General features: G+C 62.0%; 22 protein-coding genes, 1 tRNA gene and 2 pseudogenes. 16 read left to right on the forward strand and 9 right to left on the reverse strand.

Annotation, left to right across the window (positions count from 1 at the left end):
* Nucleotides 1-204 precede the first annotated feature (204 nt).
* From D6Z43_RS08565 to D6Z43_RS08595, 7 genes are all read left to right on the forward strand, one after another.
* Nucleotides 205-642 (forward strand): MarR family winged helix-turn-helix transcriptional regulator, encoded by a 438-nt coding sequence (locus D6Z43_RS08565; RefSeq protein WP_120655220.1) that lies wholly within the window; start codon nt 205-207, stop codon nt 640-642.
* A complete protein-coding gene (locus D6Z43_RS08570; protein WP_120655221.1) occupies nt 639-2,708 on the forward strand; it encodes an FUSC family protein in 2,070 nt (689 codons plus the stop codon). Before D6Z43_RS08565 ends, D6Z43_RS08570 begins: the two co-directional genes overlap by 4 nt.
* The gene (locus tag D6Z43_RS08575; protein ID WP_077523383.1) at nt 2,705-2,917 is read left to right on the forward strand and encodes a DUF1656 domain-containing protein; all 213 of its coding nucleotides are present in this window, start codon (nt 2,705-2,707) and stop codon (nt 2,915-2,917) included. The genes D6Z43_RS08570 and D6Z43_RS08575 overlap by 4 nt, the downstream gene beginning before the upstream one ends.
* On the forward strand, nt 2,914-3,792 hold the full coding sequence (locus D6Z43_RS08580; protein ID WP_120651539.1) for an efflux RND transporter periplasmic adaptor subunit: 879 nt from the start codon (nt 2,914-2,916) through the stop codon (nt 3,790-3,792). The genes D6Z43_RS08575 and D6Z43_RS08580 overlap by 4 nt, the downstream gene beginning before the upstream one ends.
* Nucleotides 3,789-5,234: an efflux transporter outer membrane subunit gene (locus tag D6Z43_RS08585; protein ID WP_120651540.1), complete on the forward strand. Its 1,446-nt coding sequence runs from the start codon at nt 3,789-3,791 to the stop codon at nt 5,232-5,234. The genes D6Z43_RS08580 and D6Z43_RS08585 overlap by 4 nt, the downstream gene beginning before the upstream one ends.
* A 254-nt stretch (nt 5,235-5,488) precedes the next feature.
* Nucleotides 5,489-6,337 (forward strand): 3-hydroxybutyryl-CoA dehydrogenase, encoded by an 849-nt coding sequence (locus D6Z43_RS08590; protein WP_120651541.1) that lies wholly within the window; start codon nt 5,489-5,491, stop codon nt 6,335-6,337.
* 22 nt (nt 6,338-6,359) lie between these two features.
* A complete protein-coding gene (locus tag D6Z43_RS08595) occupies nt 6,360-8,156 on the forward strand; it encodes an acyl-CoA dehydrogenase C-terminal domain-containing protein (protein ID WP_120651542.1) in 1,797 nt (598 codons plus the stop codon).
* A gap of 305 nt (nt 8,157-8,461) precedes the next feature.
* Here D6Z43_RS08595 and D6Z43_RS28310 read toward each other — a convergent pair whose 3' ends face one another.
* From D6Z43_RS28310 to D6Z43_RS08605, 3 genes and pseudogenes are all read right to left on the reverse strand, one after another.
* A complete protein-coding gene (locus D6Z43_RS28310) occupies nt 8,462-9,100 on the reverse strand; it encodes a DUF1214 domain-containing protein (protein WP_305955725.1) in 639 nt (212 codons plus the stop codon).
* 219 nt (nt 9,101-9,319) lie between these two features.
* Nucleotides 9,320-9,451, reverse strand: a pseudogene (locus tag D6Z43_RS28315) (DUF1254 domain-containing protein); the annotation flags it as partial.
* Between the two features lie 55 nt (nt 9,452-9,506).
* A pseudogene (locus D6Z43_RS08605) lies at nt 9,507-10,160 on the reverse strand (phage portal protein); the annotation flags it as partial.
* 222 nt (nt 10,161-10,382) lie between these two features.
* Between D6Z43_RS08605 and D6Z43_RS08610 the strand changes: the two are divergent.
* From D6Z43_RS08610 to D6Z43_RS08620, 3 genes are all read left to right on the forward strand, one after another.
* Entirely contained in the window at nt 10,383-11,705 is a 1,323-nt protein-coding gene (locus D6Z43_RS08610; RefSeq protein ID WP_162945820.1) for a hypothetical protein, read from the forward strand.
* A gap of 159 nt (nt 11,706-11,864) precedes the next feature.
* Nucleotides 11,865-12,161, forward strand: coding sequence for a type II toxin-antitoxin system MqsR family toxin (locus tag D6Z43_RS08615; protein WP_120651544.1), 297 nt, complete (start codon nt 11,865-11,867; stop codon nt 12,159-12,161).
* 2 nt (nt 12,162-12,163) lie between these two features.
* Nucleotides 12,164-12,568: a type II TA system antitoxin MqsA family protein gene (locus D6Z43_RS08620; protein ID WP_120651545.1), complete on the forward strand. Its 405-nt coding sequence runs from the start codon at nt 12,164-12,166 to the stop codon at nt 12,566-12,568.
* Between the two features lie 241 nt (nt 12,569-12,809).
* Here D6Z43_RS08620 and D6Z43_RS08625 read toward each other — a convergent pair.
* Nucleotides 12,810-12,899 (reverse strand) — tRNA-Ser (locus tag D6Z43_RS08625).
* A 269-nt stretch (nt 12,900-13,168) separates the two neighbouring features.
* Between D6Z43_RS08625 and D6Z43_RS08630 the strand changes: the two genes are divergently transcribed.
* Together D6Z43_RS08630 and D6Z43_RS28555 are read left to right on the forward strand one after the other, a co-directional pair.
* Nucleotides 13,169-13,858: a crotonase/enoyl-CoA hydratase family protein gene (locus tag D6Z43_RS08630; protein ID WP_120651546.1), complete on the forward strand. Its 690-nt coding sequence runs from the start codon at nt 13,169-13,171 to the stop codon at nt 13,856-13,858.
* A 41-nt stretch (nt 13,859-13,899) separates the two neighbouring features.
* Complete coding sequence (locus tag D6Z43_RS28555) at nt 13,900-14,313, forward strand: hypothetical protein (protein WP_162945821.1); 414 nt, start codon at nt 13,900-13,902, stop codon at nt 14,311-14,313.
* A 162-nt stretch (nt 14,314-14,475) separates the two neighbouring features.
* Here the strand turns inward: D6Z43_RS28555 and D6Z43_RS08635 are convergent, their stop codons facing one another.
* Nucleotides 14,476-15,333 (reverse strand): alpha/beta fold hydrolase, encoded by an 858-nt coding sequence (locus D6Z43_RS08635; RefSeq protein WP_120651547.1) that lies wholly within the window; start codon nt 15,331-15,333, stop codon nt 14,476-14,478.
* 157 nt (nt 15,334-15,490) lie between these two features.
* On the opposite strand from D6Z43_RS08635, the gene D6Z43_RS08640 reads away from it, so the two are divergent.
* On the forward strand, nt 15,491-16,462 hold the full coding sequence (locus D6Z43_RS08640) for a magnesium and cobalt transport protein CorA (protein ID WP_120651548.1): 972 nt from the start codon (nt 15,491-15,493) through the stop codon (nt 16,460-16,462).
* Nucleotides 16,463-16,541: 79 nt separating this feature from the next.
* Here D6Z43_RS08640 and D6Z43_RS08645 read toward each other — a convergent pair whose 3' ends face one another.
* Nucleotides 16,542-17,261: an amidotransferase gene (locus tag D6Z43_RS08645; protein ID WP_120651549.1), complete on the reverse strand. Its 720-nt coding sequence runs from the start codon at nt 17,259-17,261 to the stop codon at nt 16,542-16,544.
* 340 nt (nt 17,262-17,601) lie between these two features.
* Between D6Z43_RS08645 and D6Z43_RS08650 the strand changes: the two genes are divergently transcribed.
* From D6Z43_RS08650 to D6Z43_RS08660, 3 genes are all read left to right on the forward strand, one after another.
* The gene (locus D6Z43_RS08650; RefSeq protein WP_120651550.1) at nt 17,602-17,826 is read left to right on the forward strand and encodes a hypothetical protein; all 225 of its coding nucleotides are present in this window, start codon (nt 17,602-17,604) and stop codon (nt 17,824-17,826) included.
* A gap of 22 nt (nt 17,827-17,848) precedes the next feature.
* Complete coding sequence (locus D6Z43_RS08655) at nt 17,849-18,109, forward strand: hypothetical protein (RefSeq protein WP_120651551.1); 261 nt, start codon at nt 17,849-17,851, stop codon at nt 18,107-18,109.
* Between the two features lie 67 nt (nt 18,110-18,176).
* A complete protein-coding gene (locus D6Z43_RS08660; RefSeq protein WP_120651552.1) occupies nt 18,177-18,548 on the forward strand; it encodes a glutathione S-transferase N-terminal domain-containing protein in 372 nt (123 codons plus the stop codon).
* A 63-nt stretch (nt 18,549-18,611) separates the two neighbouring features.
* Here D6Z43_RS08660 and D6Z43_RS08665 read toward each other — a convergent pair whose 3' ends face one another.
* From D6Z43_RS08665 to D6Z43_RS08675, 3 genes are all read right to left on the reverse strand, one after another.
* The gene (locus tag D6Z43_RS08665; RefSeq protein ID WP_120651553.1) at nt 18,612-20,756 is read right to left on the reverse strand and encodes a 3-hydroxyacyl-CoA dehydrogenase NAD-binding domain-containing protein; all 2,145 of its coding nucleotides are present in this window, start codon (nt 20,754-20,756) and stop codon (nt 18,612-18,614) included.
* Nucleotides 20,757-20,856: 100 nt separating this feature from the next.
* On the reverse strand, nt 20,857-22,062 hold the full coding sequence (locus D6Z43_RS08670) for an acetyl-CoA C-acetyltransferase (RefSeq protein WP_120651554.1): 1,206 nt from the start codon (nt 22,060-22,062) through the stop codon (nt 20,857-20,859).
* Between the two features lie 599 nt (nt 22,063-22,661).
* Nucleotides 22,662-23,549: an AEC family transporter gene (locus tag D6Z43_RS08675; protein WP_120651555.1), complete on the reverse strand. Its 888-nt coding sequence runs from the start codon at nt 23,547-23,549 to the stop codon at nt 22,662-22,664.
* Nucleotides 23,550-23,611: the final 62 nt, after the last annotated feature.

The raw sequence follows: 23,611 nt of genomic DNA on the forward strand, positions 1-23,611 counted from the left end.
TTGGCATGGCGGTATCTGTCTGCAAATTACTGGTTCACCAGGGAAAGGCCCGTGGCAGAGCGTTCGGCCGCCGCCCCTATGGGTAGCAATGAGCGTTCGCGCAAGCATCGGAAGCAAAACACACTGTTGCGTGATTTCACCCTTGAAGCGCATTCGACCGAATGATTAGATAGCATCCTAATAGATAGCTAGCACTCTTTATATATGTCTGTCGGAGCCCTTCAACTGCAAGTCAGCAGCCGCATGGTCATCAGTGGCCGCAACTGGCGCCGCATCTGCCAGGCCAACCTGTCGAAGTTCGGTATCAGCGAGGCCTGTTGCGGGCCCTTGCTGATGATTGGCCGGCTGGGCGGTGGCGTGCGCCAGGTGCAACTGGCCCAGGCCATCGGTATCGAAGGTCCGTCCCTGGTGCGCCTGCTCGATCAGCTGTGCAACGCAGGCCTGATCGAACGCCAGGAAGATGCCAGCGACCGCCGTGCGAAGACCCTCAGTGTCACCAGCGCCGGACGCGAGCTCAGCGAGAGGCTGGAGAACGAACTGATCCTCCTGCGCCGCCAGGCACTGGCGCAATTGTCGCCTGCCGACTTGCAGGCCGCCCTGCGCGTGTTCGACGCCTTCGACCAGTTCAGCCAGGCCCACTGATCGTGTTCAACCTGCCTAACGCCCGCGACTGGTTCTACTCGATCAAGGTCTTCGCCGCTTCGATGCTGGCGCTGTACATCGCGCTGTACATGCAACTGCCCCGCCCCTACTGGGCCATGGCTACGGTGTACATCGTCGCCAACCCCTTCGTCGGCCCCACCAGCGCTAAAGCCCTGTACCGCGCGCTCGGCACCTTGCTCGGCGCCAGCGCCGCCGTGTTCATCGTGCCGCTGCTGTCCCAGCAACCCCTGTTGCTGAGCCTCGTGGTGGCGTTCTGGACCGGCGGCATGCTGTTCCTCTCGATGCATGTACGCACCGCCGACAACTACGCGCTGATGCTGGCCGGCTACACCATGCCGATGATTGCCCTGCCAGTGGTGGACAACCCACAGGCGGTCTTCGACCTCGCCTACTCGCGATTTCTCGAGATTCTCCTGGGCATCATCTGCGCCAGCGTGGTCGGCAGCCTGTTCTGGCCCAGCCGGCTGGCTCCGGTGCTCGCCGCCAACTCCAGCCGCTGGTTCGGCGACGCCCGCGACTATTGCGCCCTGCAGTTGCAACACCCGCGTGACTTGAAGCGGCTGGTGCAATTGCGCTCAGCCATGGTCACTACCTTCAATGGCCTGGAGCTGATGATCGGCCAGCTGCCGCACGAGGGAGCGCACCCTCGCGTCGTGCGTAACGCCCGTGAGCTTCGTGAACGCATGGCCCTGTTGTTGCCCGCGGCGGATACCCTGCACGACAGCCTGATCGCCCTACAGGAAAAGGCACCACGGCTGGCCGCGAGACTTGCCCCAAGCCTGCGGGCCTGCCTCGATTGGCTACAAGGCGACGCGGATGACGAGACGCGCACGCGACTCCGCCGGCAGCTCGATGCCTTGCAGCCGCATGCCAGCAGCTTGGGAGATGCCGGCCAGTCGTTGCTTAGCAGCAGCCTCTATCGCCTGCGGCAATGGCTCGACCTCTGGCAGGACTGCCGCGACCTGCATCAGCGCCTGGACAGCGACGACCATGCTCCCTGGACGTCGGTCTACCGACACTGGCACCTGGGCAGTGGCGCGCGCTTCTTCGACCGCGGCCTGATGCTGTATTCCGTCGCCTACATCATCCTCGGCATCTTCGTCGCGACACAGCTGTGGATCTGGCTGCAATGGACCGACGGTGCCAGCGCCGTGGTCCTGGCCGCTGTGGCCTGCTGCTTCTTCGCCACCCTCGACGAACCGGCGGTGCAGATCAGGCGCTTCTTCATCTGGACCAGCTTCAGCGTGGTGCTGGCCAGCCTCTACCTGTTCCTCGTGCTGCCCAACGTCCACGACTTCCCACTGCTGGTGCTGGCCTTCGCCGGCCCCTTCATCTGCGTCGGCACCCTGACCGTGCAGCCTCGTTTCTACCTGCCGACACTCCTGATCGCGGTGAACACCGCAACCTTCATCAGCATCCAGGGTGCCTACGAAGCCAACGTACAGGTATTCCTCAACAGCAACCTGGCCGGTCCCATCGGCCTGCTGTTCGCCTTCCTCTGGACCCTGGTTTTCCGCCCCTTCGGCGCCGAACTGCTGGCCCGGCGCATGACCCGTTCCAGCTGGCAGGACCTCGCGGACATGAGCCGCGCCGACACCCTGGCAGCCCAACGCAGGCTCGCCGGACGCCTGCTCGACCGTTTCGCCCAGCACCTGCCGCGCCTGAACCTGAGCGGCCAGGACAGCAGCGGCGCCGAGCGTGAACTCCGCATCGCCTACAACCTGCTGGACATCAAGGCCCACCAGGGCCGGCTGCCATTGGACCTGCAACGGCCGCTGCAACTGGTGGTGCGCGGCGTCGGCCGTCACTTCCGGCGCAACCTGCGTAGCACAGTCGCCCGGGACGTAGCGCCCTCGCTGCTGAACCTGATCGAACACGCCCGCCAGGCCGTGGCCGCCGCCGCGCCGCAGCATGAAGAGACCGCACTGGCAGTCCTGCATGCCCTGGCCGGGCTGGAAACCGCCTTGCGCCCGGCACTTGCCACGCCACCGGTGCAAGGCGCGGAACAACCCATCCCCGCAGGCCTGGACGGAGCAGCGCTGTGATTGGCGACATCAATATCTTCGGAGTCTTCCTGCCCACCGCCCTGGTGCTGATGCTTCTGGCCTACCTGGTCTACCTGCCGCTGCAGAAGCTCCTGAATGCCCTGCATGTCTATCGCCTGGTCTGGCACCGCGCGCTGTTCAACATCGCGTTGTACGCAGCCCTGCTGGGCACCCTCGAACATTTCAGCCGAATCCTGATGCAATCATGAAACGACTCGCGTTTTCCTCCGCCCGCCTGCTGGTCACCCTGCTCGCCGTTGCCGTCGCCGCCGTACTGATCTGGCAGATGCTGAGCTATTACCTGTTCGCACCCTGGACCCGCGATGGCCATATCCGCGTGGACGTGGTCCAGGTGGCGCCCGATGTCTCGGGCCTGATCGACAAGGTGGAGGTCCATGACAACCAGCCGGTCAGCAAAGGCCAGGTGCTCTTCGTGATTGACCAGGAGCGATTCAAGGTCGCCTTGCAACAGGCACAGGCCATGCGCGACGACCGCCGCGAAACCCTTGCCCAGGCCCGCCGCGAGCAGGCACGCAACCGTGCCCTGGGCCGGCTCGTCGCTCAGGAAATCGTCGAGGCAAGTGACTCTTCGGTGCTGCGCGCCAGCGCTGCGCTGTCCGAAGCCGAAGCCACGGTGGAAGGCGCCCGGCTCAACCTCGCCCGCACCGTCATCACCAGTCCGGTGGACGGCTACCTGAACGACCGGGCGCCCCGAGCAGGAGAGTTCGTCAGCGCCGGGCACAACGTGCTGTCGGTGGTGGACAAGGGCTCTTTCCACCTGGACGGTTACTTCGAAGAAACCAAGCTCGGCCAGATCCACATCGGCCAGGCCGTGGACATCCGCGTGATGGGTGATGGCCGCCGCCTGACCGGCCGCGTGCACAGCATTGCCGCCGCCATCGAAGACCGTGACCGCACCAGCGGCGCCAACCTGCTGCCCAATGTCAACCCGGCCTTCAGCTGGGTGCGCCTGGCCCAGCGTGTTCCGGTGCGCATCCTGTTCGATGAGGTACCGGAGGACTTCCGCATGGTGGCGGGGCGAACCGCCACCGTCTCCATCCTCGAAGCACCGGTGAAACCATGAGACTCCGCCCGCTCGCAGCCAGTCTCAGCCTGGCCCTGAGCCTCTCCGCCTGCCAGGTGGTCGGCCCCGACTACGCACTGCCTGGAGACGCCGCGATCAAACGGGTCGAAGCCCAGGGGGAACTCGCCACCGCCGATGCATCGGTCGTCTCCACACCGGTACCGGCAGACTGGTGGCGCCTGTACCACGCGCCGGAACTCGAGCGCCTGGTAGAGCAGGCACTGGCCGCCAACACCGACCTGCGCGTGGCCGCCGCCAACCTCGGCCGCGCCGCCGCCCAGGTGCATGAAGCGGAAGATCGTGGCGGCTTCGAGGCGTCACTGAGTGCCGACCTGCAGCGCACCCAGGTTGCCGGCCAGCAGTTCCTGTTGATGGAAAAAGTGCCGGTGGTGAACTTCGCCAACCTCAACGCCAGCCTGTCCTATCAGTTCGACCTGTTCGGCAAGCTCCAGCGTGGCGTCGAGGCTTCCCGCGCCGACGCCGACGCCGCGCAGGCCGCTGCCGACCTGCTCCGTATCAACGTCGTGGCACGGGTTGTGAGCGCTTATGCGCAGGTCTGCTCGGCCAACGAGGAACGCGAAGTCGCCCAGCACTCGCTGGATCTGCAGCGCCAGAGCCTGGAGCTCACCCAACAACTTCACGCTGCAGGGCGCGGTAACGAAACCGAAGTGACGCGCTCGGCCACCCAGTTCAAATCGCTGCGCGCCGCGCTTCCGCGCTACACGGCCGCTCAGCAGGCAGGCATTTATCAGCTGGCCATGCTCACGGCCCAGCCGGTAGCGGCGCTGCCGCGTGGTGTCACCGAATGCCGTCATCTGCCTGAACTCACCCAGCCGCTGCCAGTGGGCGATGGCGCCGAACTGCTCAAGCGCCGGCCGGACATTCGCCAGGCGGAACGCCAGCTCGCCGCGTCCACGGCGCGCATAGGCGTCGCCACCGGCGAGCTGTACCCGGACATCAGCATCGGCGCCTCGACCGGCCTGATCGGCATCCTCGACGACATGGGCGACCCGTCGACCCAGCACTGGGGTTTCGGCCCGCTCATCCACTGGAACATTCCCACCACCGGCGCCCGTGCCCGCGTGCAGCAGGCCGAGGCCGCCACCCAGGCGTCGCTCGCCCATTTCGACGGTGTGGTGCTCAATGCCTTTCGCGAAACCCAGACGGCCCTCGCCCAATACACCGCCGCCCTGCAGCAACGTGCTGCACTGGACGAAACCGCACGTTCAGCTCAGCTGAGCGCCGAGCAGACACATGCGTTCTACCAGGCCGGCCGCGAGTCCTTCCTGGCCGAACTGGAAGCCCAGCGCACCCAGGCGCAAGTCGCCGAACAACTGGCCGCCAGCCAGAGCCAGGTCGTCCAGGCGCAGATCGGCCTGTTCATGGCCCTGGGCGGTGGCTGGCAACAGGTAACGGCCAAGGACGAGAGCAACGTGCACTGACTTTCGAGCGCAGCCCCTTCAATGCGCCAGCCTGAAACAACCCTATCCCCCCCCCTCTCCCAGAGGACGAGGGGTGACTCGCGCCTGCGAGGCCTGGGCAGTCCTGAAGCAGCCAGCCGTCTGAATCCGAGACAACTCAGCCCCCTCACCAAACCCGCAGCTTCCCGACCCACCTACCCCTCCGGGGTGGGCCATTCATGCCGACCTTCTGTTGAACTCTGCGCGATTGATTTCGCAAACCTCCGGAGTTCTCCATGAGCCTCAACAGAATCGGCGTGATCGGGGCCGGCACCATGGGCAGCGGCATTGCCCAGGTCTGTGCCTCCGCTGGCCTGAGCGTCATCCTGATCGATGTCACCGAACCTGCCCTGGCCCGAGGCGTGGCCGCCGTGAACGAGGGCCTGCAACGCCAGGTTCGCAAAGCGAGGATCTGCGAGAGCGAGCGCGAAGCGACTCTGGCACGGGTGCAGGCCACCACTGACTACAGCAGCCTGGCCGAAGCCGACCTGGTAATCGAAGCCGCTACGGAGAATCTCGAGCTCAAGCTGCGCATCCTGCGTCAGATCGAAGCAGTGGTTTCATCCGACACAGTGATCGCCACCAACACTTCGTCCATCTCCATCACCCAGCTGGCTGCCGTATTGGAGCGCCCCGAGCGCTTCATCGGAGTGCACTTCTTCAATCCCGTACCGGCCATGCAACTGCTGGAGCTGATTCGCGGCTTGCAGACCTCCAGCCAGACCCACGCCGCAGTGGAGTCCTTCGCCAAGGCGGTCGGCAAGACACCCATCAACGTCGACAACGCTCCGGGATTCGTCGTCAACCGCATCCTGATCCCGATGATCAACGAAGCCGTTTTCGTGCTCCAGGAAGGCCTCGCCAGTGCCCGGGACATCGATACCGGAATGCAGCTGGGTTGCAACCACCCCATCGGACCACTGGCCCTGGCCGACATGATCGGCCTCGACACCCTGCTCGCCATCATGCAGGTCCTGCACGACGGCTTCGGTGATCCCAAGTACCGCCCCGCCCGGCTGCTCAAGGACCTGGTTGCGGCCGGCCATCTCGGCCGCAAGAGCGGCCGCGGCTTCCACAGCTATTGAATCACCCATTGAGGCCTCAGCCATGAGCGAATACGCAGCTCCCCTGCGCGACATGCAGTTCGTCCTGAACGAACTGGGATACCTGGAACAAGTGAGTGAACTGCCCGGCTGCGAAGACCTGGGCGCCGACCTCGTCGATGCCATCCTGGGTGAGGCCGGCAAGTTCGCCCAGGGCGTGCTCTCGCCCCTGAACATCATCGGCGACCGTGAGGGTGCGTGCTGGCACGAAGGCGAAGTGACCACCGCAAAAGGCTGGCACGAGGCCTACGGGCAATTCGTCGAAGGCGGTTGGAACGCCCTCTCCTGCCACCCGGAATTCGGCGGCCAGGGCCTGCCGCGACTGATCTCGGCACTGGTGGAAGAGATGTGGAACGGCGCCAACGTTTCATTCGGCCTGTGCCCCATGCTCACCCGGGGCGCCATCGAGGCTATCGAGCTCTGCGGGTCTTCCCATCTGAAGGAAACCTACCTGCCGAAAATGATCAGCGGCGAATGGACCGGCACCATGAACCTGACCGAACCCCAGGCCGGTTCGGACCTCGCCGCCGTGCGCAGCCGCGCAGAGCCCCAGGACGACGGCACGTACCGTTTGTTCGGCCAGAAGATCTTCATCACCTATGGCGAGCACGACTTGACCGACAACATCGTGCACCTGGTACTGGCCCGCGTCCCAGGCGCGCCTGAGGGTGTGAAAGGCATCTCGCTGTTCGTGGTGCCGAAGCTCCTGGTGGAAGCCGACGGCAGCCTGGGGGCGCGCAACGATGTGCGCTGCGCCTCCATCGAGCACAAGCTGGGCATCCATGGCAGCCCGACCGCCGTACTGGCCTTCGGCGACAACGAGGGTGCCCTGGGCTGGCTGGTGGGCGAAGAGAATCGCGGGCTGGAATACATGTTCATCATGATGAACGCCGCGCGCTTCTCCGTAGGTATCGAAGGGGTCGGCTTGTCCGAACGTGCCTACCAGCGTGCACTCGGCTACGCCCGCGAGCGTGTTCAGGGCACCGAGGCCGGCGCGAAGAGTCGTGACAAGGTGGCGATCATTCGCCACCCGGATGTCCGCCGCATGCTGTTGTCGATGAAATCCCGCACCGAGGCGATGCGCGCCATCGCCTGCGAAGTCGCCGCCGCAATGGACTGTGCCGAACGCCATCCCGACCCGGCACGCCGCGAGGAATGGCAAGCCTTCGTCGACCTGATGATCCCCGTGGTCAAGGGTTGCGGCACCGAGAATGCAGTGGACATCGCCTCCCTCGGCGTGCAGATCCACGGTGGCATGGGCTTCATCGAGGAAACCGGCGCCGCCCAGCATCTGCGCGATGCACGCATCACCACCATCTACGAAGGCACCACCGGCATCCAGGCGTCCGACCTCGTCGGCCGCAAGATAGCCCGTGATGGCGGCAAGGCCATCGGGCAGGTGACAAAACGGATGCGCTACGTCATGGAGCGTCTTGTCTGGGCAGATGACCCGCAGCTGCAGGATATTGCCAGCGCCCTCGCCAGCGCCGTGGTAGCGCTGAACGCAGCGGTGGAGTTCATCGTGGCGAACTTCAACGGCCAGGCGTCTCGCGTTCTGGCCGGGGCGGTGCCATTCCTGGAGCTGTTCGGCACCGTGGCCGGTGGCTGGCAGATGGCCCGCTCGGCGCTTGCCGCCCATGGCCAGCTCAAGGCGGGAACCACCGACCAGGACTTCTATCGCGGCAAGCTGCAGACCGCACGCTTCTACGCCGAGCATCTGCTGCCACGTGCCGAGGGGTTGTCGCGGATCGTGATCCAGGGCGGCGACGTGGTTCTGGAGATGGAAGATTCGTTGCTCTGAGATTCCGCCGCCCGCCCCAAGCGGGCGGCGGAAAGGGGCCGGCGGGTGTCGACCGCCGGAACGGAGCTTTGGGCCGTCCTTGTGACGGCCTTTTTTTCTGACCCAAGCCCGGCACCTTATTCACCCACCGCACCTGTAGGAGCGGGCTTGCCCGCGAACAGCCCGAGCGCAAACTTTCGCGAGCAAAGCTCGCTCCTACAAAGGCCTGGCCCACGCGTCGCACCAAAAAACGGGCCTCTCCCCATCAGGGAGAAGCCCGCGGCCTTAGAGGATTTCGCGCGGCTTGGTCAGGCGAACCCTGTAGCTCAGTCGACGCGCTGGATCTTCGGTGCCTTCCAACGGCCATCGAGGGCTTCGGGCTTCGGCCAATACAGACGGCCGGCGATATAGAACGGGCCGTCCGGCGCGGGTAGCCAGTTGGCCTCATCGGCCTTGCCCGGCGACTGGTGCTGGATGTACAGGGTCAGGCCGCCATCGGCATCGCGCTTCAGTTGCGGCAACATCGGCGAATTGATCAGGTAGCGCTGCAGTGGGTTGGCCACCAGCAGTCGCGAAGCGTCGTATAGGGTCAGCGACCAGAAGGCGTTGACCGGGGGTAGCTGTCCAGGGGCGAAACGCAAGGTATACCGATGGCGCGACGCATCCAGTTTCTGCCCTTGGGCGTCGAGGTAGAACGGCGGATAGATGGTCTCTTCCTTGTCGTTGCCATAGAGGCCGGTGACCGCCGCGCGCATCCGGTACAAGTAGTTGTTGCCGAGGAATTCGCGGCTACCGAGGAAACGCGTCGTGGAGACTTCGCCTCGCGCGACCCGCTGGCCAAGGGCCTCGAAGTCCCGCCAGGCGTCAGCAATGCCAGCCGCGATGGCTTCGCGTATATCCGCAGGCAGGGACTGCCCGTCAAAGGTCAGGCCGGGGCCGATGCCCAGCCGGGCAAAGCGCTCCATCAGGCTCCGTTCGGAAGGATGGATCGGGCAGTAACCGAGAACGAAGTTCAACTGGTTGAAGATCTCCAGGCTGCTGCGCTCTTCTTCGGCGCTTAGCGGCACGCGGAAGTCGACGGCAGCTACCGCGGCCGGAGCCGACTGGCCGAGGAATGCGGACAGCGGCTGTACCTTGTAACCGGCCTGCACCCTTTTCACGTTTTCCAGGTCGTCCGGGCCCTTCAGCTGGGTGCGGTAAAACACGAAGGCAAACTGGGTCTCGGAACGGAACACATGGTCGATACCGGGCGGGACCGTGCCCTGCCAGTCCGGCCCGGCGAGCAGGAAGGTGCCGCCGCCGTTACCGGTGGTCCGGCTGCCGACGTAACCGAAATTATGGGTGTACGCGTCGACGAACTGCGCCGAGTAATAGGGCCGCGAGCATGTCGTCGCGGCTGATGTTCTTGATCGAGCCGAACTCGTCCTTGGCCGCCACCTCGCTCACCGGGATGAGCTGGATGCCGTCCTTCTTACCGCTGGGTGAGTAAACGAACAGGTTGCGGAAGTTGCCCGGGCCCTTGGCGCTCTTCAGTGCCGTGCGCAGATCGGCAATGTCCTGTTCGTTCTGCGCAGCGTCGGTCATGTAGAGGATGAAGCCGGCGTGGCTGTCGTTGTTGTAGTAGCGCCGACGGAGCAGCGTGGCCGACTCGTTCAGCAGCGCGCTCTGCAGCGCCACGAACCACTCCGGCAGGCCGTACACCTCCTGGTTGATGTCCGCCTCGCGCAGGTGGCAGATGCTACCCCTCTCGAAGGCGTGTTCCTCCTGCCAGCCACGGATCATGTAGAAGCGGTCCAGGTCCGTGCCCCGGCGCATGTAGCGGGCCAGAGCCGGCTGCAGGCCGAGCGGCCCCTTCAGCCGATTGCGGCGCATCTCTAGGTACGCATTGCCGAAGGTCAGCCAGTCCAGGGCGAATTGCTCGAAGGCCTGGCGCGACAGCAGCCGGTGCGGGATGAACGTCTTCGCCAGCATGTTGCGCTTGAAGTTCAGGCCCGACTGCAGGAACACCCCGGCCCGCACCGACTTGGGCTGCGCGTAACACACCGGCTAGGCAGTGACGGCATGACTAGCCAGTTGGAGCTGGAAGGAAGGTCGCCCAAGGGTTGAGGTCCGAGACTCTGAAAGCTACATCAACTTGCGTGCCTATGACTGGCGGCTACGATGCCAGAGTGACATCATTCTGGCATCTACGATCCACGAACTCCTACCCAAGTTAAAGTGACGTATTGAACACAGGCAGGGAATCCAATGAAAAACAACAGGACACTGTTATCACTCGCTATATTTGTTCTTATCACCGGATGCGCGTCATCCGAGTCAATTGTCAAATCAGTACGAGCCAAAAATAGCACCATAGGCGAAGGTGTTGCGTATTCGCTACCAAAGCAATTGGTCAAGATCACCTATACCAGAAATGTACTTGACTCCACAAAAACGGCAGAAGCTGAAAAGCAGGCAAAGGACGCTGTTGATACGACAAAGAAAGCAATAAAAGAAATTGCAAAAGAACAAAGTTCGCTAGAAGGCACAATCAAGAGCCTTGATCCAAACCTACCAGAAAAAGCTGCAGCCGAAGCAAAGCTCAACACAGAACTCACAATAACAATGGCAAAAAAACTTGAGCTCACCAACAAGCTCAAGGAGCAAGAAGAAGCACTCAAGATAGCTAAAATTGAACATGCCCAATCTTTACAAGATGGTTCGTCGTTCAGTGAGAAAGTCGAGATATCAGCGGAATCAACAGTAACTGACAGTGACAATACGTTCTACGCACAGACAAATCACACCGGAACTTATTCCGATACCTTAGAAATCAAAACCAAGAATGGTCTACTCGACGGTGCCCTAGGTCACAGCGAAGACAAAACAGGTGAAATTACTGCCACGCTGGCTGGAGTTCTGGCCACTGCATTCAAAGGCCCAGGGCTTCAGCCATTCAAGCGGCGCTTTTTGAAACGCCAGCCTGAAGATGTCTACAACTGTGAAAAGAAATTAGTTTCAAATATCACTCAAGTTGTCGACCCTTTCAGCCCCCATGACATGCAAGCCCTGAACAAACGCCTTCAAGACTCTGGATGCCTCAGAATTGATTTAATGACTCCCACCCCACCACAGAACGCTGCCATTCTTGGAAAACAAGATGCCAATGGTTTGATCTATCGCCAACCGGGAATCGTTAAGTTTGAGATCTACGACACCACGACCGTCTCGGCGGGCGTCCACATCCAAACAATTTCCCTTGCACTGGCCCAAGGGGGTCATATTGGTATTCTCCCGATGCCTAAGGGTAAATTCTCCAAGAATGAATACGACGTCGCCTTTAGCAATGGCGCTCTGACAAAGAGCCGGATTGTTCAACCGAGTGAAGTGCTTGGCGCTGCAATGATCGTACCCAACACTATTAAAGGGATCTTCGCCCTCCCGACCGAGCTAATCCAACTAAAAGTTGATTACTCGAGCAGCGAAAAATCCCTTCTCGAACTCAAGAAAGCGATGATTGAAGCGCAGGTCGAGATTGAGAAAAAGCAAATTGAATTAGACGCCATAAAAACCACGGGCACAGCCGAATAAAAGAATGGGAAAAGAATGGGGACGGATTTTCTTGCCGAAAGTAGATCTGTCCCGGTCACTGGCAATCCCTCCCCTTTTCTCCCTGCAACGCATGCAGCGCACCATGCGCGTCAACCACACAGGTTGACTAAAATTAACCTATTTGGTTATTTTTACCCCATGGAGAAGCGCACACCACACTTCAAGCTGGTATTGGTCAAGCAAGCCGCTGCGGAGCAGCGATACCGCTTCACACGAGTGGCCCTGGAAGGTGGCGCGGAACTGGGTCTGGACATCGACGGCATGCTCGCCATCATCCAGGCCCTCACCGCTCGCGACTTCTACAAGAGCATGACCACCTACGCCGACCACACCCTCTGGCAGGACGTTTACCGCCCCACCACCGACGTCGGCCAGCTTTACCTCAAGTTCACCCTGGTGGAGGACCTTCTCATCGTGTCCTTCAAGGAGCTCTGACCATGAAATGCCCGGTATGCGGCCAGGCCTACCTGGTCCACGACGTTCGCGACATTCCGTACATCTACAAGGGCGAAAGCACCCTCATCCCCAACGTAGAAGCGGACTGGTGCAACGCCTGCGGAGAGTCCCTCACAGGTCCGGCGGAATCCAAGCGAGTCATGCTGGCAATGAACCTTGCCCGGCAGCAGGTCAACGCACGCGCCGGGCACCTAGAGCTGATCAAGGCCGTACGCAAGCAGCTCAAGCTCACCCAGAAGCAAGCGGGCGAGCTGTTCGGTGGCGGCCCTAATGCATTCAGTCGCTACGAGAAAGGCGACGTGGATGCGCCCACAGCGCTGGTGAAGCTGTTCCAGCTGCTCCAGAAGCATCCCGAGCTGGGGGATGAGGTAAAGCGCGCTGGCTGAAGGCAGCAATCAGCCGAATACAACAGGATGATCAGCGACCTTTGAAGCCCTGATACAGGAAGCATTCAAAGGGGAGAAGTGGATCAACGAGGACGGCCCAGACCTAATTGCCATCCTGGAACACGCCCTGGATCTTTGAGCTCTGTTCCCAGATTGTTCCCATCTGGCCACTTTTTTGTCCCTAAAAAGACAAAGCCCCTGATTTTCTCTAAGAAAATCAGGGGCTTATCTATACGGAAAGTGGCGGTGAGGGTGGGATTCGAACCCACGATACGGTTTCCCGTATACACACTTTCCAGGCGTGCTCCTTCAACCGCTCGGACACCTCACCGGAATCTCTTCGAGGCGTTGGCCCCGTCGAGGTGCGCTAATTTAGTGGAGTGTTTTCCGGAATGCAAACACTTTTTTCATAAATTTCATGCGTTTATGAAAATAGCTTTCGCATGCCAATTTCCATTTCTGCTGTCAAGAGGCTAACGGGTGGATTGGAACGCGTTCGCGCGCGGCTGAAGCACAGGGTGACTCGCCGGTCAGTCTCAGTCCTTTACCTCCACAGTGGCGCTGAGTAACGTCGATCCACTTCTTAACAAGGAACCCGCCATGAGTGAGCTGATCTCCTACCAACTCGAAGACGGCATCGCCACCCTGACTCTCAGTAACGGCAAGGTGAATGCCATCTCCCCGGATGTGATCGCCGCCTTCAATGCCGCGCTGGATCGCGCCGAACAGGATCGCGCCATCGTGATCGTCACCGGCCAGCCGGGGATTCTGTCCGGCGGCTACGACCTGAAGGTAATGACTTCCGGTCCGCAGAACGCTGTTGCCCTGGTCGCTGCCGGTTCCACCCTGGCGCGTCGCATGCTGGCGCACCCCTACCCTGTCATCGTCGCCTGCCCGGGTCATGCCGTTGCCAAAGGTGCGTTCATCCTGCTGTCGGCGGACTACCGCATTGGCGTCGAAGGCCCGTTCAGCATCGGTCTGAATGAAGTACAGATCGGCATGACCATGCACCACGTCGGCATCGAGCTGGCCCGTGATCGCCTGCGCAAGTCCGCGTTCCACCGCTCGGTGATCAACGGTGAGATGTTCGACCCGCAAGGCGCTCTGGATGCCGGTTTCCTCGACAAGGTCGTGCCCGTCGAGCAACTGCAGGAGACCGCGCGAGCCGCCGCTCTGCAGCTGAAGAAGATCAACATGACCGCTCACCGCAATACCAAGCTCAAGGTACGCAAGGCACTTCTGGAGACCCTGGACGCCGCTATCGTGCTGGACCAGCAGCACCTGGCCTGACGCCCGGTCACAAAAATGCCCCGCATCGCGGGGCTTTTTCATTGGGTCTGTCAAAGGTTGCCGCCGTTGTCGTCTCCCGGCTCGCCACCGGCATGTTGGCCATGGTCGTCGCCGACGTCATGGCCAGCCCCGTCATCTGCACCATGACCAACGCCATGGGCTTCACCGACATCGTGGTCAGCTCCGTCGTCCGCGCCATGTCCAACGCCATGGGGGCCGCCATCGTCAGCACCACGGTCGCTGTGGGAGCTGCCCTGGCCGCTATTTCCGGAATGGCCGCCACCGTCTCCGCTGTGGCCGCTGCCGCCGTGACCACTGCCACTGCCACTGCCACCATGGCCACCACCGCTGCCGCCTCCGTGTCCACCACCGCCGCCACTACCGCCGCCACCGCCACCTCCTCCGCCGCCTCCCCCACCACCGCCGCCTCCATCCTTGGCGCAGGCAACCGATGAGCTGGAAAGATCGCCCGGCACGAAGGTAAACGACAGGCTCAGTACCGAGCAGATCGCTACCGCCAACACGCACTTCTTCAGCCCCATGACGCGCCTCCGCTTTTTGTTCTCGACTACGTCCTGAACACTAGCCGCGAACACCGGAGAACGTAACAGGATATTTCAGGCGAGCTGACCGGCGGTGATTTTGCTTGAAAACTGCGCCATACCGCCGATTACTTCCTCGATTACCGTCGCCGGTGATCGCAACCAGGCACTGTGCGGATTTTCAGAAGCGGGCCGCGGGGAGCGCAGCATTCGGATCTCGGGCCGCTCCTGGAGCAAGGCCGCGAGACCGCGGGTCGAGGCTTCCGGTGCGAAGGGGTCGCCGTGAATGCCGATGAACAGAGACGGTATCGGGTTACTGCGTGGATGAGCCAGGCCCAGGCCGAGGTGATCGAAGCTGCCAGTCCACGCTACCCGCCCCCAATCGCGCATCAGGCTGCGCGCTTCGTGGCCGCCAAAGCCGATGGTCTTTCCGGGCAGGTAGCCGAACAGGGCCGTCAGCAGGTTGAAGCACAGGGCCACCGACGGGGTCAGCAAGCGTTGCCGCCCTTCCCAGTTGCGGTAGTGGATATTCCCGCAAGCCACGCCCACCACCGCCACATCGGAATGTGGATTTGCCGCAGCGAACAAGGTAGCGACATGCCCGCCCAGGCTGTGGCCCAGAAGCACCAATCGCCCATCGGGAAAGTGCTCCCTTGCGGCGTCCAGCAAGCTCGGCACGAACTCGTCAATCAGGTCGCGGTAGCCATAGTCGAGCCGACGGTTCGGTCGCGGGCCGCTTTCCCCCTGGCCCGGCCAATCCACCACCAGCACCTGGTTGCCGGCTGCGACGAGGCCCAGGGCAAAGTTTTCGTACTTGCGCGCCGCAACGCCCATGGCTGGCAGCAGGATCAGCACGGGGCCAGGCACGGCGGAGCGATATACGCGATAGGGGCAGTGGAATCGCCCCGCGGAAAAGCGAAAGGCCTCGGTCACTTTGTTCTCCTTGTTCTGGTCGAGAGGCGTGAACAATCTAGAGCAATCGCTCTAGTCATGCCATTGCAGAACCTCGGCGTTCGGCAAGACTCAGAAGATCAGGCGCGATAATCTCCGCCACAGATTTCCTACCAACGGATGAAGGAACCGCTGAACCATGGGTCGAGTCGTTGCCGCCGCTGTATATGCCAAAGGCCGGAAAGTCACCGACATAACCCTCGACGAAGGCTTGCAGTGGGCCAGCAAACCGGGGCATTTCGTCTGGATCGGCCTGCACGATCCCGGTGCAGAGGAGTTGAGCAACCTGCAACGGCAGTTCGACCTGCACGAACTGGCCCTTGAAGACGCCCTCACCCGCCACACCCGGCCCAAGCTGGAAACCTTCGGAGATGCGCTGTTCCTGGTGGTCTATTCGCCCATCGAAGTGGAAGGCGAGCTGCAGTTCATCGAAACCCAGCTGTTCGCCGGCAAGGGCTACATCATCAGTGCCCGTTATGGCGAATCCGCGCCCTACTCCCGCGTTCGCCAACGCTGTGAGGCACGCCCATTGCTGCTCGAACATGGCGAGGACTTTGTTCTCTACGCCCTGCTCAGCTTCGTAATGGAGAACTACCGCCCCCTGATGGACAGCTTCCACTCGGAGCTGGAGGAAATCGAGCAGGCCGTCCTGGAACGGCCGCTGGGCAAGGCCGACGTCGAGCGCATCCATTGCCTGCGCCGCGACTTGCTGCGCCTGCGTCGTTACATCGGCCCCATGGGGGAAATCTGCGAAGAGCTGCAGCGCCTGGACTTTCCCTTCATCGACAAGCAGATGCGTCCGTACTTCCGCGACATCGCAATCCATGTCAATCGGCTGCTGGAAGACCTGACCGGCCTGCGCGAAATGGCCGACCACGCCATCGAAATAGGCCTGCTGCTGGAGTCGTCGCGGCAAAGCGTGGTGCAGCGCAAGTTCGCCGCCTGGGCCGCCATCCTTGCATTCCCGACGGCGATTGCCGGTATCTACGGGATGAACTTCCAGTACATGCCAGAACTGAACTGGCATTACGGCTATTTCGGTGTGTTGGGCGTTGTGGCAACCGGGTGTACCGGGCTGTACGCCAGCTTCAAGTACTACGGATGGTTGTAGAAGCCGACCTGCGCGACACCTGACTCCACTCCATGAAAAAGCCCGCCATTGGCGGGCTTATCTTGCTGCCGAGCGGCTATCAGGCTGCGCGGTCGCGAGCGACGAATCGCATCATCCACTCGGCGACAGCGGCGCCCTGATGGTTGCGATCCAGGCTGCTCACGCCCTGCTTGTAGACCTCATCGCCCAGGAAGTCCTGGCGTAGGTCCAGAATGGCGCGGGAATAGTCTGCGACGAACTCCGGATGCCCCTGGAAGCACAGCACCTGATCCCCAACGGAGTAAGCCGCATTCGGGCAGAAATCACTGGAGGCCAGCAGCGTGGCATTCTCGGGCAGTTGGGTGACCTGATCCTGATGGCTGATCAGCAACGTCAAATCGTCCAGCGCAGGGGTCATCCATTCCGGCTTCTGTTTCAGCTGGTAGCTATGGGTGCCCACACCCCAGCCCTGGGTGGCACGCTCGGTACGGCCGCCCAGCAACAGCGCCAGCAACTGGTGACCGAAGCAGACGCCCAGTAGCTTGTCGCCGGCGTCGTAGCGCGCCAACAGGAACTCCTTGAGCTTCAGAATCCACGGGTCGGTTCCGAAGGAGTCTGCCTTGCTGCCGGTTACCAGGTACGCGTCGAACTTCTCGCCCTCGGGTGGGTAATGCCCCTGCACAACGTTGTAGACACTGAACTCCGCGGGAATCGGCTGCTTGGAAAATAGCTGCTCGAACATCAGGCCGTAGCCTTTGTACTGGTCGATCAGCTCGGGGCGGAGAATGTCAGTTTCGAGAATGCAGATGCGAAGTGGCATTAGCTCATGGTTCCTGAAATGCAGAGAGGCTCTATGTGGGGGAAATGTGCGTTTTATTTAACACAGAGAAGATGTGATTGAAATACCGCTTGATCCGCCCAGCGATAGCCAGCGCCTAACGGGGCGATAGGCTGCTGCAGACGCCCCGCTTCTCCCACCGCGGCCGCAACACGGCGCCGCTCTAATTCGGGGGCTCGCAGGACACGTCAAGTAAAATTTACGCCGCCCTCGGGAACTATTGGTCCCGTCGATACTTACCATGCTTGAAGGTCGTTTTTTCATCGAAAGGATTTTCGCGACTCTACGCACCACCCAGTCCCCCCGGTCGCGGAGTCCAGTCATGAGCAACCTCACCATCAAATACGCACGCAATGGCGCCCTCGCCAGCCTCGGCCTGTATTTCGTCGTGGTGATGGTGGTCCTTGCTGTCAGCTTCGGTTACGAGCGCGGCCGCATCGGGGTGAGCCCGACAGACGGCTCCATGAGCTTCTACCAGCAACTCAGCCAGAGCATTCCCGTGCTGCTGGCGAGCCAGAAGAAGCCCAGCGGCAAGACCCAAGGCTGATACCAGGAACAGGCCGACGACGATGAAGCAGCACAAGAACCGACTCTATTTCCTTGCCGCCCTGGCATTCATGACCAATGGCTTTTCCTTGATCGGCTGCGCGCACGGTTCGGTGGGTGCTGTCGCCAAGAACATCGAGGCCAACCACAACATCGCCCGCGCCATTGCCAACGAACGCGCCTTGGGTGTGCAATCCGGCAATCCGCCGACCGAGCGTGAACTGCAGCTGCCGGCCGCGTTCGACGTCAACTCCCTGAAGTGCTACAGCAGCCTTCTGGCGTGAATGTCGGCTGAACCCGGCAAGTTCCGGTAAACTGCCGCCCCGTTTTTCCACTCAAGGGTGCGCCACCGTGTTCATCAAGGCATTACGAGTCGGCCTGGGCCAACTGATCATCTTCCTCGACTTCATCACCCGTCCGCGCAAGCAGCGCCGCAGCCCGGAATCGCAATCCCGGGTCGCTGAAGAGGCCGCCAGCCTCGCGCTGTATCAGTTCAACGCCTGCCCCTTCTGCGTGAAAACCCGCCGCGCCATGCATCGGCTGAACGTGCCGATCACCCTTCGCGACGCGAAGAATGATGAAACCCATCGCGCTGCCCTGCTGGCCGGTGGCGGCAAGGTCAAGGTGCCCTGCCTGCGGATTGAAGAGAACGGCGAGAGCCGCTGGATGTACGAGTCCAACGACATCATCCGTTATCTGGAAAGCCGCTTCGCCAAGGTGTGAATCCACACCGCGAACAAAAAAACCGGCTCTTATCGAGCCGGTTTTTTTATACGAAGCTGGAAACTAGAAGTGCTCGCCCCGGGCCGCCTTGTCCAGCAACAGCGCTGGCGGCTCGAACCGCTCGCCGTATTGCTCGGCCAGATAGCGGGCGCGGGCGACGAAGTCGCGCGGGCCGTACTGGTTGATGAACTGCAGCACGCCCCCGGTCCAAGCGGCGAAGCCGATGCCGAAGATGGAGCCGATGTTGGCATCCGCCGTCGACAGCAATACGCCCTCCTCTACGCAACGCACGGTCTCGATGGCCTGGATGAACAGGATGCGATCACGCACGTCTTCCTGCGGGATCTGCTTGTCGGCCTTCTCGAAGCGTGTCTTCAACTCCGGCCAGAGCTGCTTCCTGCCGCCCACTGGATAATCGTAGAAACCACCACCCGCTGCCTTGCCCGGCCGCTTGTACTCGTTGACCATCAGGTCGATCACGGCGAAGGCCGGATGCTGCGGCATCGCCTTGCCCTCGGTCTTGAGGTCTTCAGCGGTCTGGTTGCGGATGTGGGTCATCAGACTCATGGAGACTTCATCGGAAATCGCCAGAGGCCCTACCGGCATGCCGGCCTTGCGCGTCTCGTTCTCGATCATCGCGGCGGAAACGCCTTCGCCCAGCATGGCGATCCCTTCATTGGTGAAGGTGCCGAACACGCGTGAGGTGAAGAAGCCACGGCTGTCGTTGACAACGATGGGGGTCTTCTTGATCTGCAGGACGTAGTCGAAGCCGCGCGCAAGGGTTTCATCCGAGGTTTTCTCGCCACGAATGATCTCCACCAACGGCATGCGATCCACCGGGCTGAAGAAGTGCAGGCCGATGAATTTCTCGGGCCTGGACACCGCCTGGGCCAGGCCGGTGATGGGCAGGGTCGAGGTGTTGGAGGCGATCACCGCATCCGGCAACGCCGCGGCTTCGGCAGCGACGCTGACCTTGGCCTTCAGCTCACGGTTCTCGAATACGGCCTCGATGATCAGGTCGCAACCGTCAAAATCCGCATCGCTGTCAGTGGCCTTGATTCGGGCGAGGATGACATCACGCTTCTCCGCCGCCATATGGCCGCGGCTGACGAGTTGATCGAGCAGGCCCTGGGAATAGGCCTTGCCCTTCTCCGCAGATTCCAGCGATACGTCCTTCAGTACCACCTCGATACCGGCGATAGCGGAGACGTAGGCAATGCCCGCCCCCATCATGCCGGCGCCGAGCACACCCACTTTCTTCGTCACATAGGGCGCCGGGCCTTTGGGCCGCGAGCTGCCAGCGTTGATTTCGTTCAGCTGGAACCAGAAGGTGCCGATCATGTTCTTCGCCACCTGGCCGGTGGTCAGCTCGGTGAAATAGCGAGCCTCGATCAGTTGGGCGGTATCGAAGTCCACCTGGGCGCCTTCGACTGCCGCGCACATGATCTTCTCCGGCGCCGGGAAGCAGCCCTTGGTCTTGTCCCGCAGGACAGAAGGAGCGATGGCGAGCATCTGCGCCACATTGGGGCTGGACGGCGTGCCGCCGGGAATCTTATAGCCGGCGGTGTCCCAGGGTTGCGCCGCCTTGGGATTGGCGGCAATCCAGGCGCGGGCCTTGGCCAGCATCTCATCCGGGGTCTGTGCCAGGTCGTGGATCAGGCCGGCCTTGAGCGCCTGCTCCGGGCGTACCTTGCGGCCCTCGGCGAGGTACGGCAGCGCCTTCTCGATCCCCAACAGGCGCACCATACGCACCACGCCGCCGCCGCCCGGCAGCAGGCCGAGGGTCACTTCAGGCAGGCCGAGTTGCACGCTGTTGTCGTTGACGGCGATGCGATGATGGCAGGCCAGGCAGATTTCCCAGCCGCCGCCCAGGGCAGCGCCGTTGATGGCAGCCACCACCGGTTTGCCGAGGGTTTCTAGGCGGCGCAGTTGGCCCTTGAGGCCCAGCACCATCTGATAGAAGGCGTTGGCGTCGGCCTTGGTGACCTTGATCAGCTCATTGAGGTCGCCGCCAGCGAAGAAGGTCTTCTTGGCCGACGTGATGATCACACCGGCAATCGCGTCCTTCTCGGCTTCCAGTCGTTCGACTGCCTTGGCCATGGCTTCGCGGTACACCGCGTTCATGGTGTTGGCGCTCTGGCCCGGCATGTCCATGGTCAGGACGACGATGTTGTCCTGGCCTTTTTCGTAACGGATGGCGTCAGTCATTTCTTATGTCCCATTCGCAGTCGCCGTAGGAGCGAGCTCCGCTTGCGAACACCCCTCACAGGGGCACTATTCGCGAGCAGAGCTCGCTCCTACAGTCGGATCAGATTCGCTCGATAATCGTTGCGATACCCATGCCGCCGCCGACGCACAGCGTCGCCAGGCCGTAGCGCAGGTTGCGCGCTTCCAGTTCGTCCAGCAGGGTGCCGAGGATGGCGCAGCCGGTGGCGCCAAGCGGGTGGCCCATGGCGATGGAGCCGCCGTTGACATTGACCTTCTCGTCCGGCACGCCCATGTCCTTCATGAACTTCATCACCACCGAGGCGAAGGCTTCGTTGACCTCGAACAGGTCGATGTCGGCCACACTCAGGCCGGCCTTGGCCAGCGCCTTGCGAGTGGCCGGCGCGGGGCCGGTGAGCATGATGGTCGGGTCGGTGCTGGTGACCGCGGTGGCGACGATGCGCGCGCGGGGTTTCAGGCCCAGCTCCTTGCCCTTGGCTGCTGAGCCGATGAGCATGGCGGCGGCGCCGTCGACGATGCCGGAGCTGTTGCCCGGCGTGTGCACGTGCTCGATGCGCTCGACCTGGCTGTACTTGCGCAGGGCGGTTGCGTCGAAGCCCATCTGCCCCATCATTTCGAAGCTTGGCTTGAGCGCCCCCAGGCCTTCCAGGGTGGAGTCGCCGCGAATGAACTCGTCATGGTCGAGCAGGACGACGCCGTTCTGGTCGGTGACCGGTACCAGGGATTTCCTGAACGCACCTTCGGCGCGGGCACGCGCGGCTTTCTGTTGGGAGCGCAGGGCGAATGCATCGACATCCGTGCGGCTGAAGCCTTCGAGGGTGGCGATCAGGTCGGCACCAATGCCTTGGGGCACGAAACTGGTGTGAAGGTTGGTTTCCGGGTCCATGGCCCAGGCACCACCGTCGGACCCCATGGGCACACGGGACATGGATTCCACGCCGCCGGCCACCACCAGATCCTCGAAGCCGGAACGCACCTTCATCGCAGCCAGATTCACCGCTTCCAGGCCCGAAGCGCAGAAACGGTTGATCTGTTGGCCGGAAACGGTCTCGTCCCAGTCGGCAACCAGCGCTGCGGTCTTGGCGATATCGGCGCCCTGGTCGCCCACCGGCGTCACGCAGCCGAGGACGATGTCGTCAACCTGGCTGGTATCCAGGTCGTTGCGCTCGGCCAGGGCGCGCAGCAGCCCGGCGATCAGGTTGACCGGCTTGACGCTGTGCAGAGCGCCGTCCTTCTTGCCCTTGCCGCGGGGTGTACGCACCGCGTCGTAAATGAATGCTTCGGTCATGGCGTCCTCTTGAGGCAGTTAGGCGGCACCGCTGGTGCCCGTTGTTCTTGTGTGTCGACCACCGGTGTCCTGGCAGGCTGTGGCTACCTTATCGCTATAGGCCATTGGCTCAATGACGGAAAAGCTCAGCCACATTGACCGCTGCGCTCAGACGAACGGTCGGCTGATGGCCAGTTGCTGGCGAAGGCGAAAGGGAAGTGTCTGGCTTCGGGGCTGGTCGATAGCGATCAGCCACCCTCAATAGCCGCGCATTACTAGCAGCAACGCACTAGTTACCAACCGGTATAAGCGGAATGTGATGCCGGCCCTAGAGTTTGAAATGCAAGCAGCCGCTGCCGGGTTTTGCCGGAGTGGTGATTTGTCAAAAGCCACGGAGGAAGGTGAGGTTACGGGCCGGCCGTAGGGAGCCCAGACCGACGCACCTCCAACAACAAAAAAGGCAGTTGGCCATGTTCAAGCAGCCGAAAATGCGGCAGGCGAGCCTTATCGTCTTTGCCACCACCGTCATTCTCATCCTTCCCAACCTGACCCGGCTGGTCAGCTGATCGTCAATTGTTACCCATCAACTGGTAGTCCTGTGCTGCGTACCGCCCCTGCGGTCAACGCAGCGCGGGTAACCACCACGCCAGCAGCAACGGAATCAGCACGAAGGACAGCAGCGTCGAGCACATCACCAGACTCGCCACCGCTTCAGGCGATCTCCCTGCGCGCACCGCGAACAGGTAGTTGAAAACCGCTACTGGCATCGCCGACTGCATCACCAGTACCCCCTGAGCGAGCGGCGTCAGCCCGAGCATCCAGCCCACCAGCCACCCTGCGGCTGCTCCGCACAGAATGCGCAAGGCACCTAGAAGCATGCCGTTGCCCAGGTGATGAACGCGAATACTCGCCAGGGACACGCCGAGGGTCAGCAGCATCAAGGGAATGGTCATGCCACCCAGCAAGCCGATGGTGTTGGCCAGCCAGAGTGGCAACTGGATGTCCCAGATCACCAACGGCAGGGCCAGGGCAAGGCTGATGATGATCGGGTTGACCAGGAGCTTTTTCGGCGAACGCTCGGTACCGGAGAGCAGCAAGCCCAGGCTGAAATGCCCCACCGAGAGGACGAGGAAGAACGCCACCGCCAGCGCCAGCCCCTTCTCACCGAAGGCATAGAGGGCAATCGGCAGGCCCATGTTGCCGGAGTTGGGGAACAGGTAAGCCGGCACCAGGATGCGCCAGTCCTGGCGGAACACCCGGCTCAACAGGCTGCCGATCAACCCCATGACGAGCATCACCAGCACACAGGCGATAGCCAGCTGACCGAAGGCGTGGCGGTCGATCTCGGTGCGACTGAGCGTGGATAGCACCAGACTCGGCGTGCCGATATTCAGCACCAGGCGAGCGATGAACTCCGTGGGATAAGGCTGCCCCGACCGGGCCCAACCGTAACCGAGACCGGCAGCGATCAGCACCGGCGCCATGACCGCGAACAACTCGGCCAGCATGGCCACTCCTTAAAAGCTGCCGACTGCCGAACAGCGCGTCGAACTAAGCTCTGGTTATGACG

Source organism: Pseudomonas sp. DY-1, from assembly GCF_003626975.1.
In the GTDB taxonomy this organism is placed as follows: Bacteria; Pseudomonadota; Gammaproteobacteria; order Pseudomonadales; family Pseudomonadaceae; genus Metapseudomonas.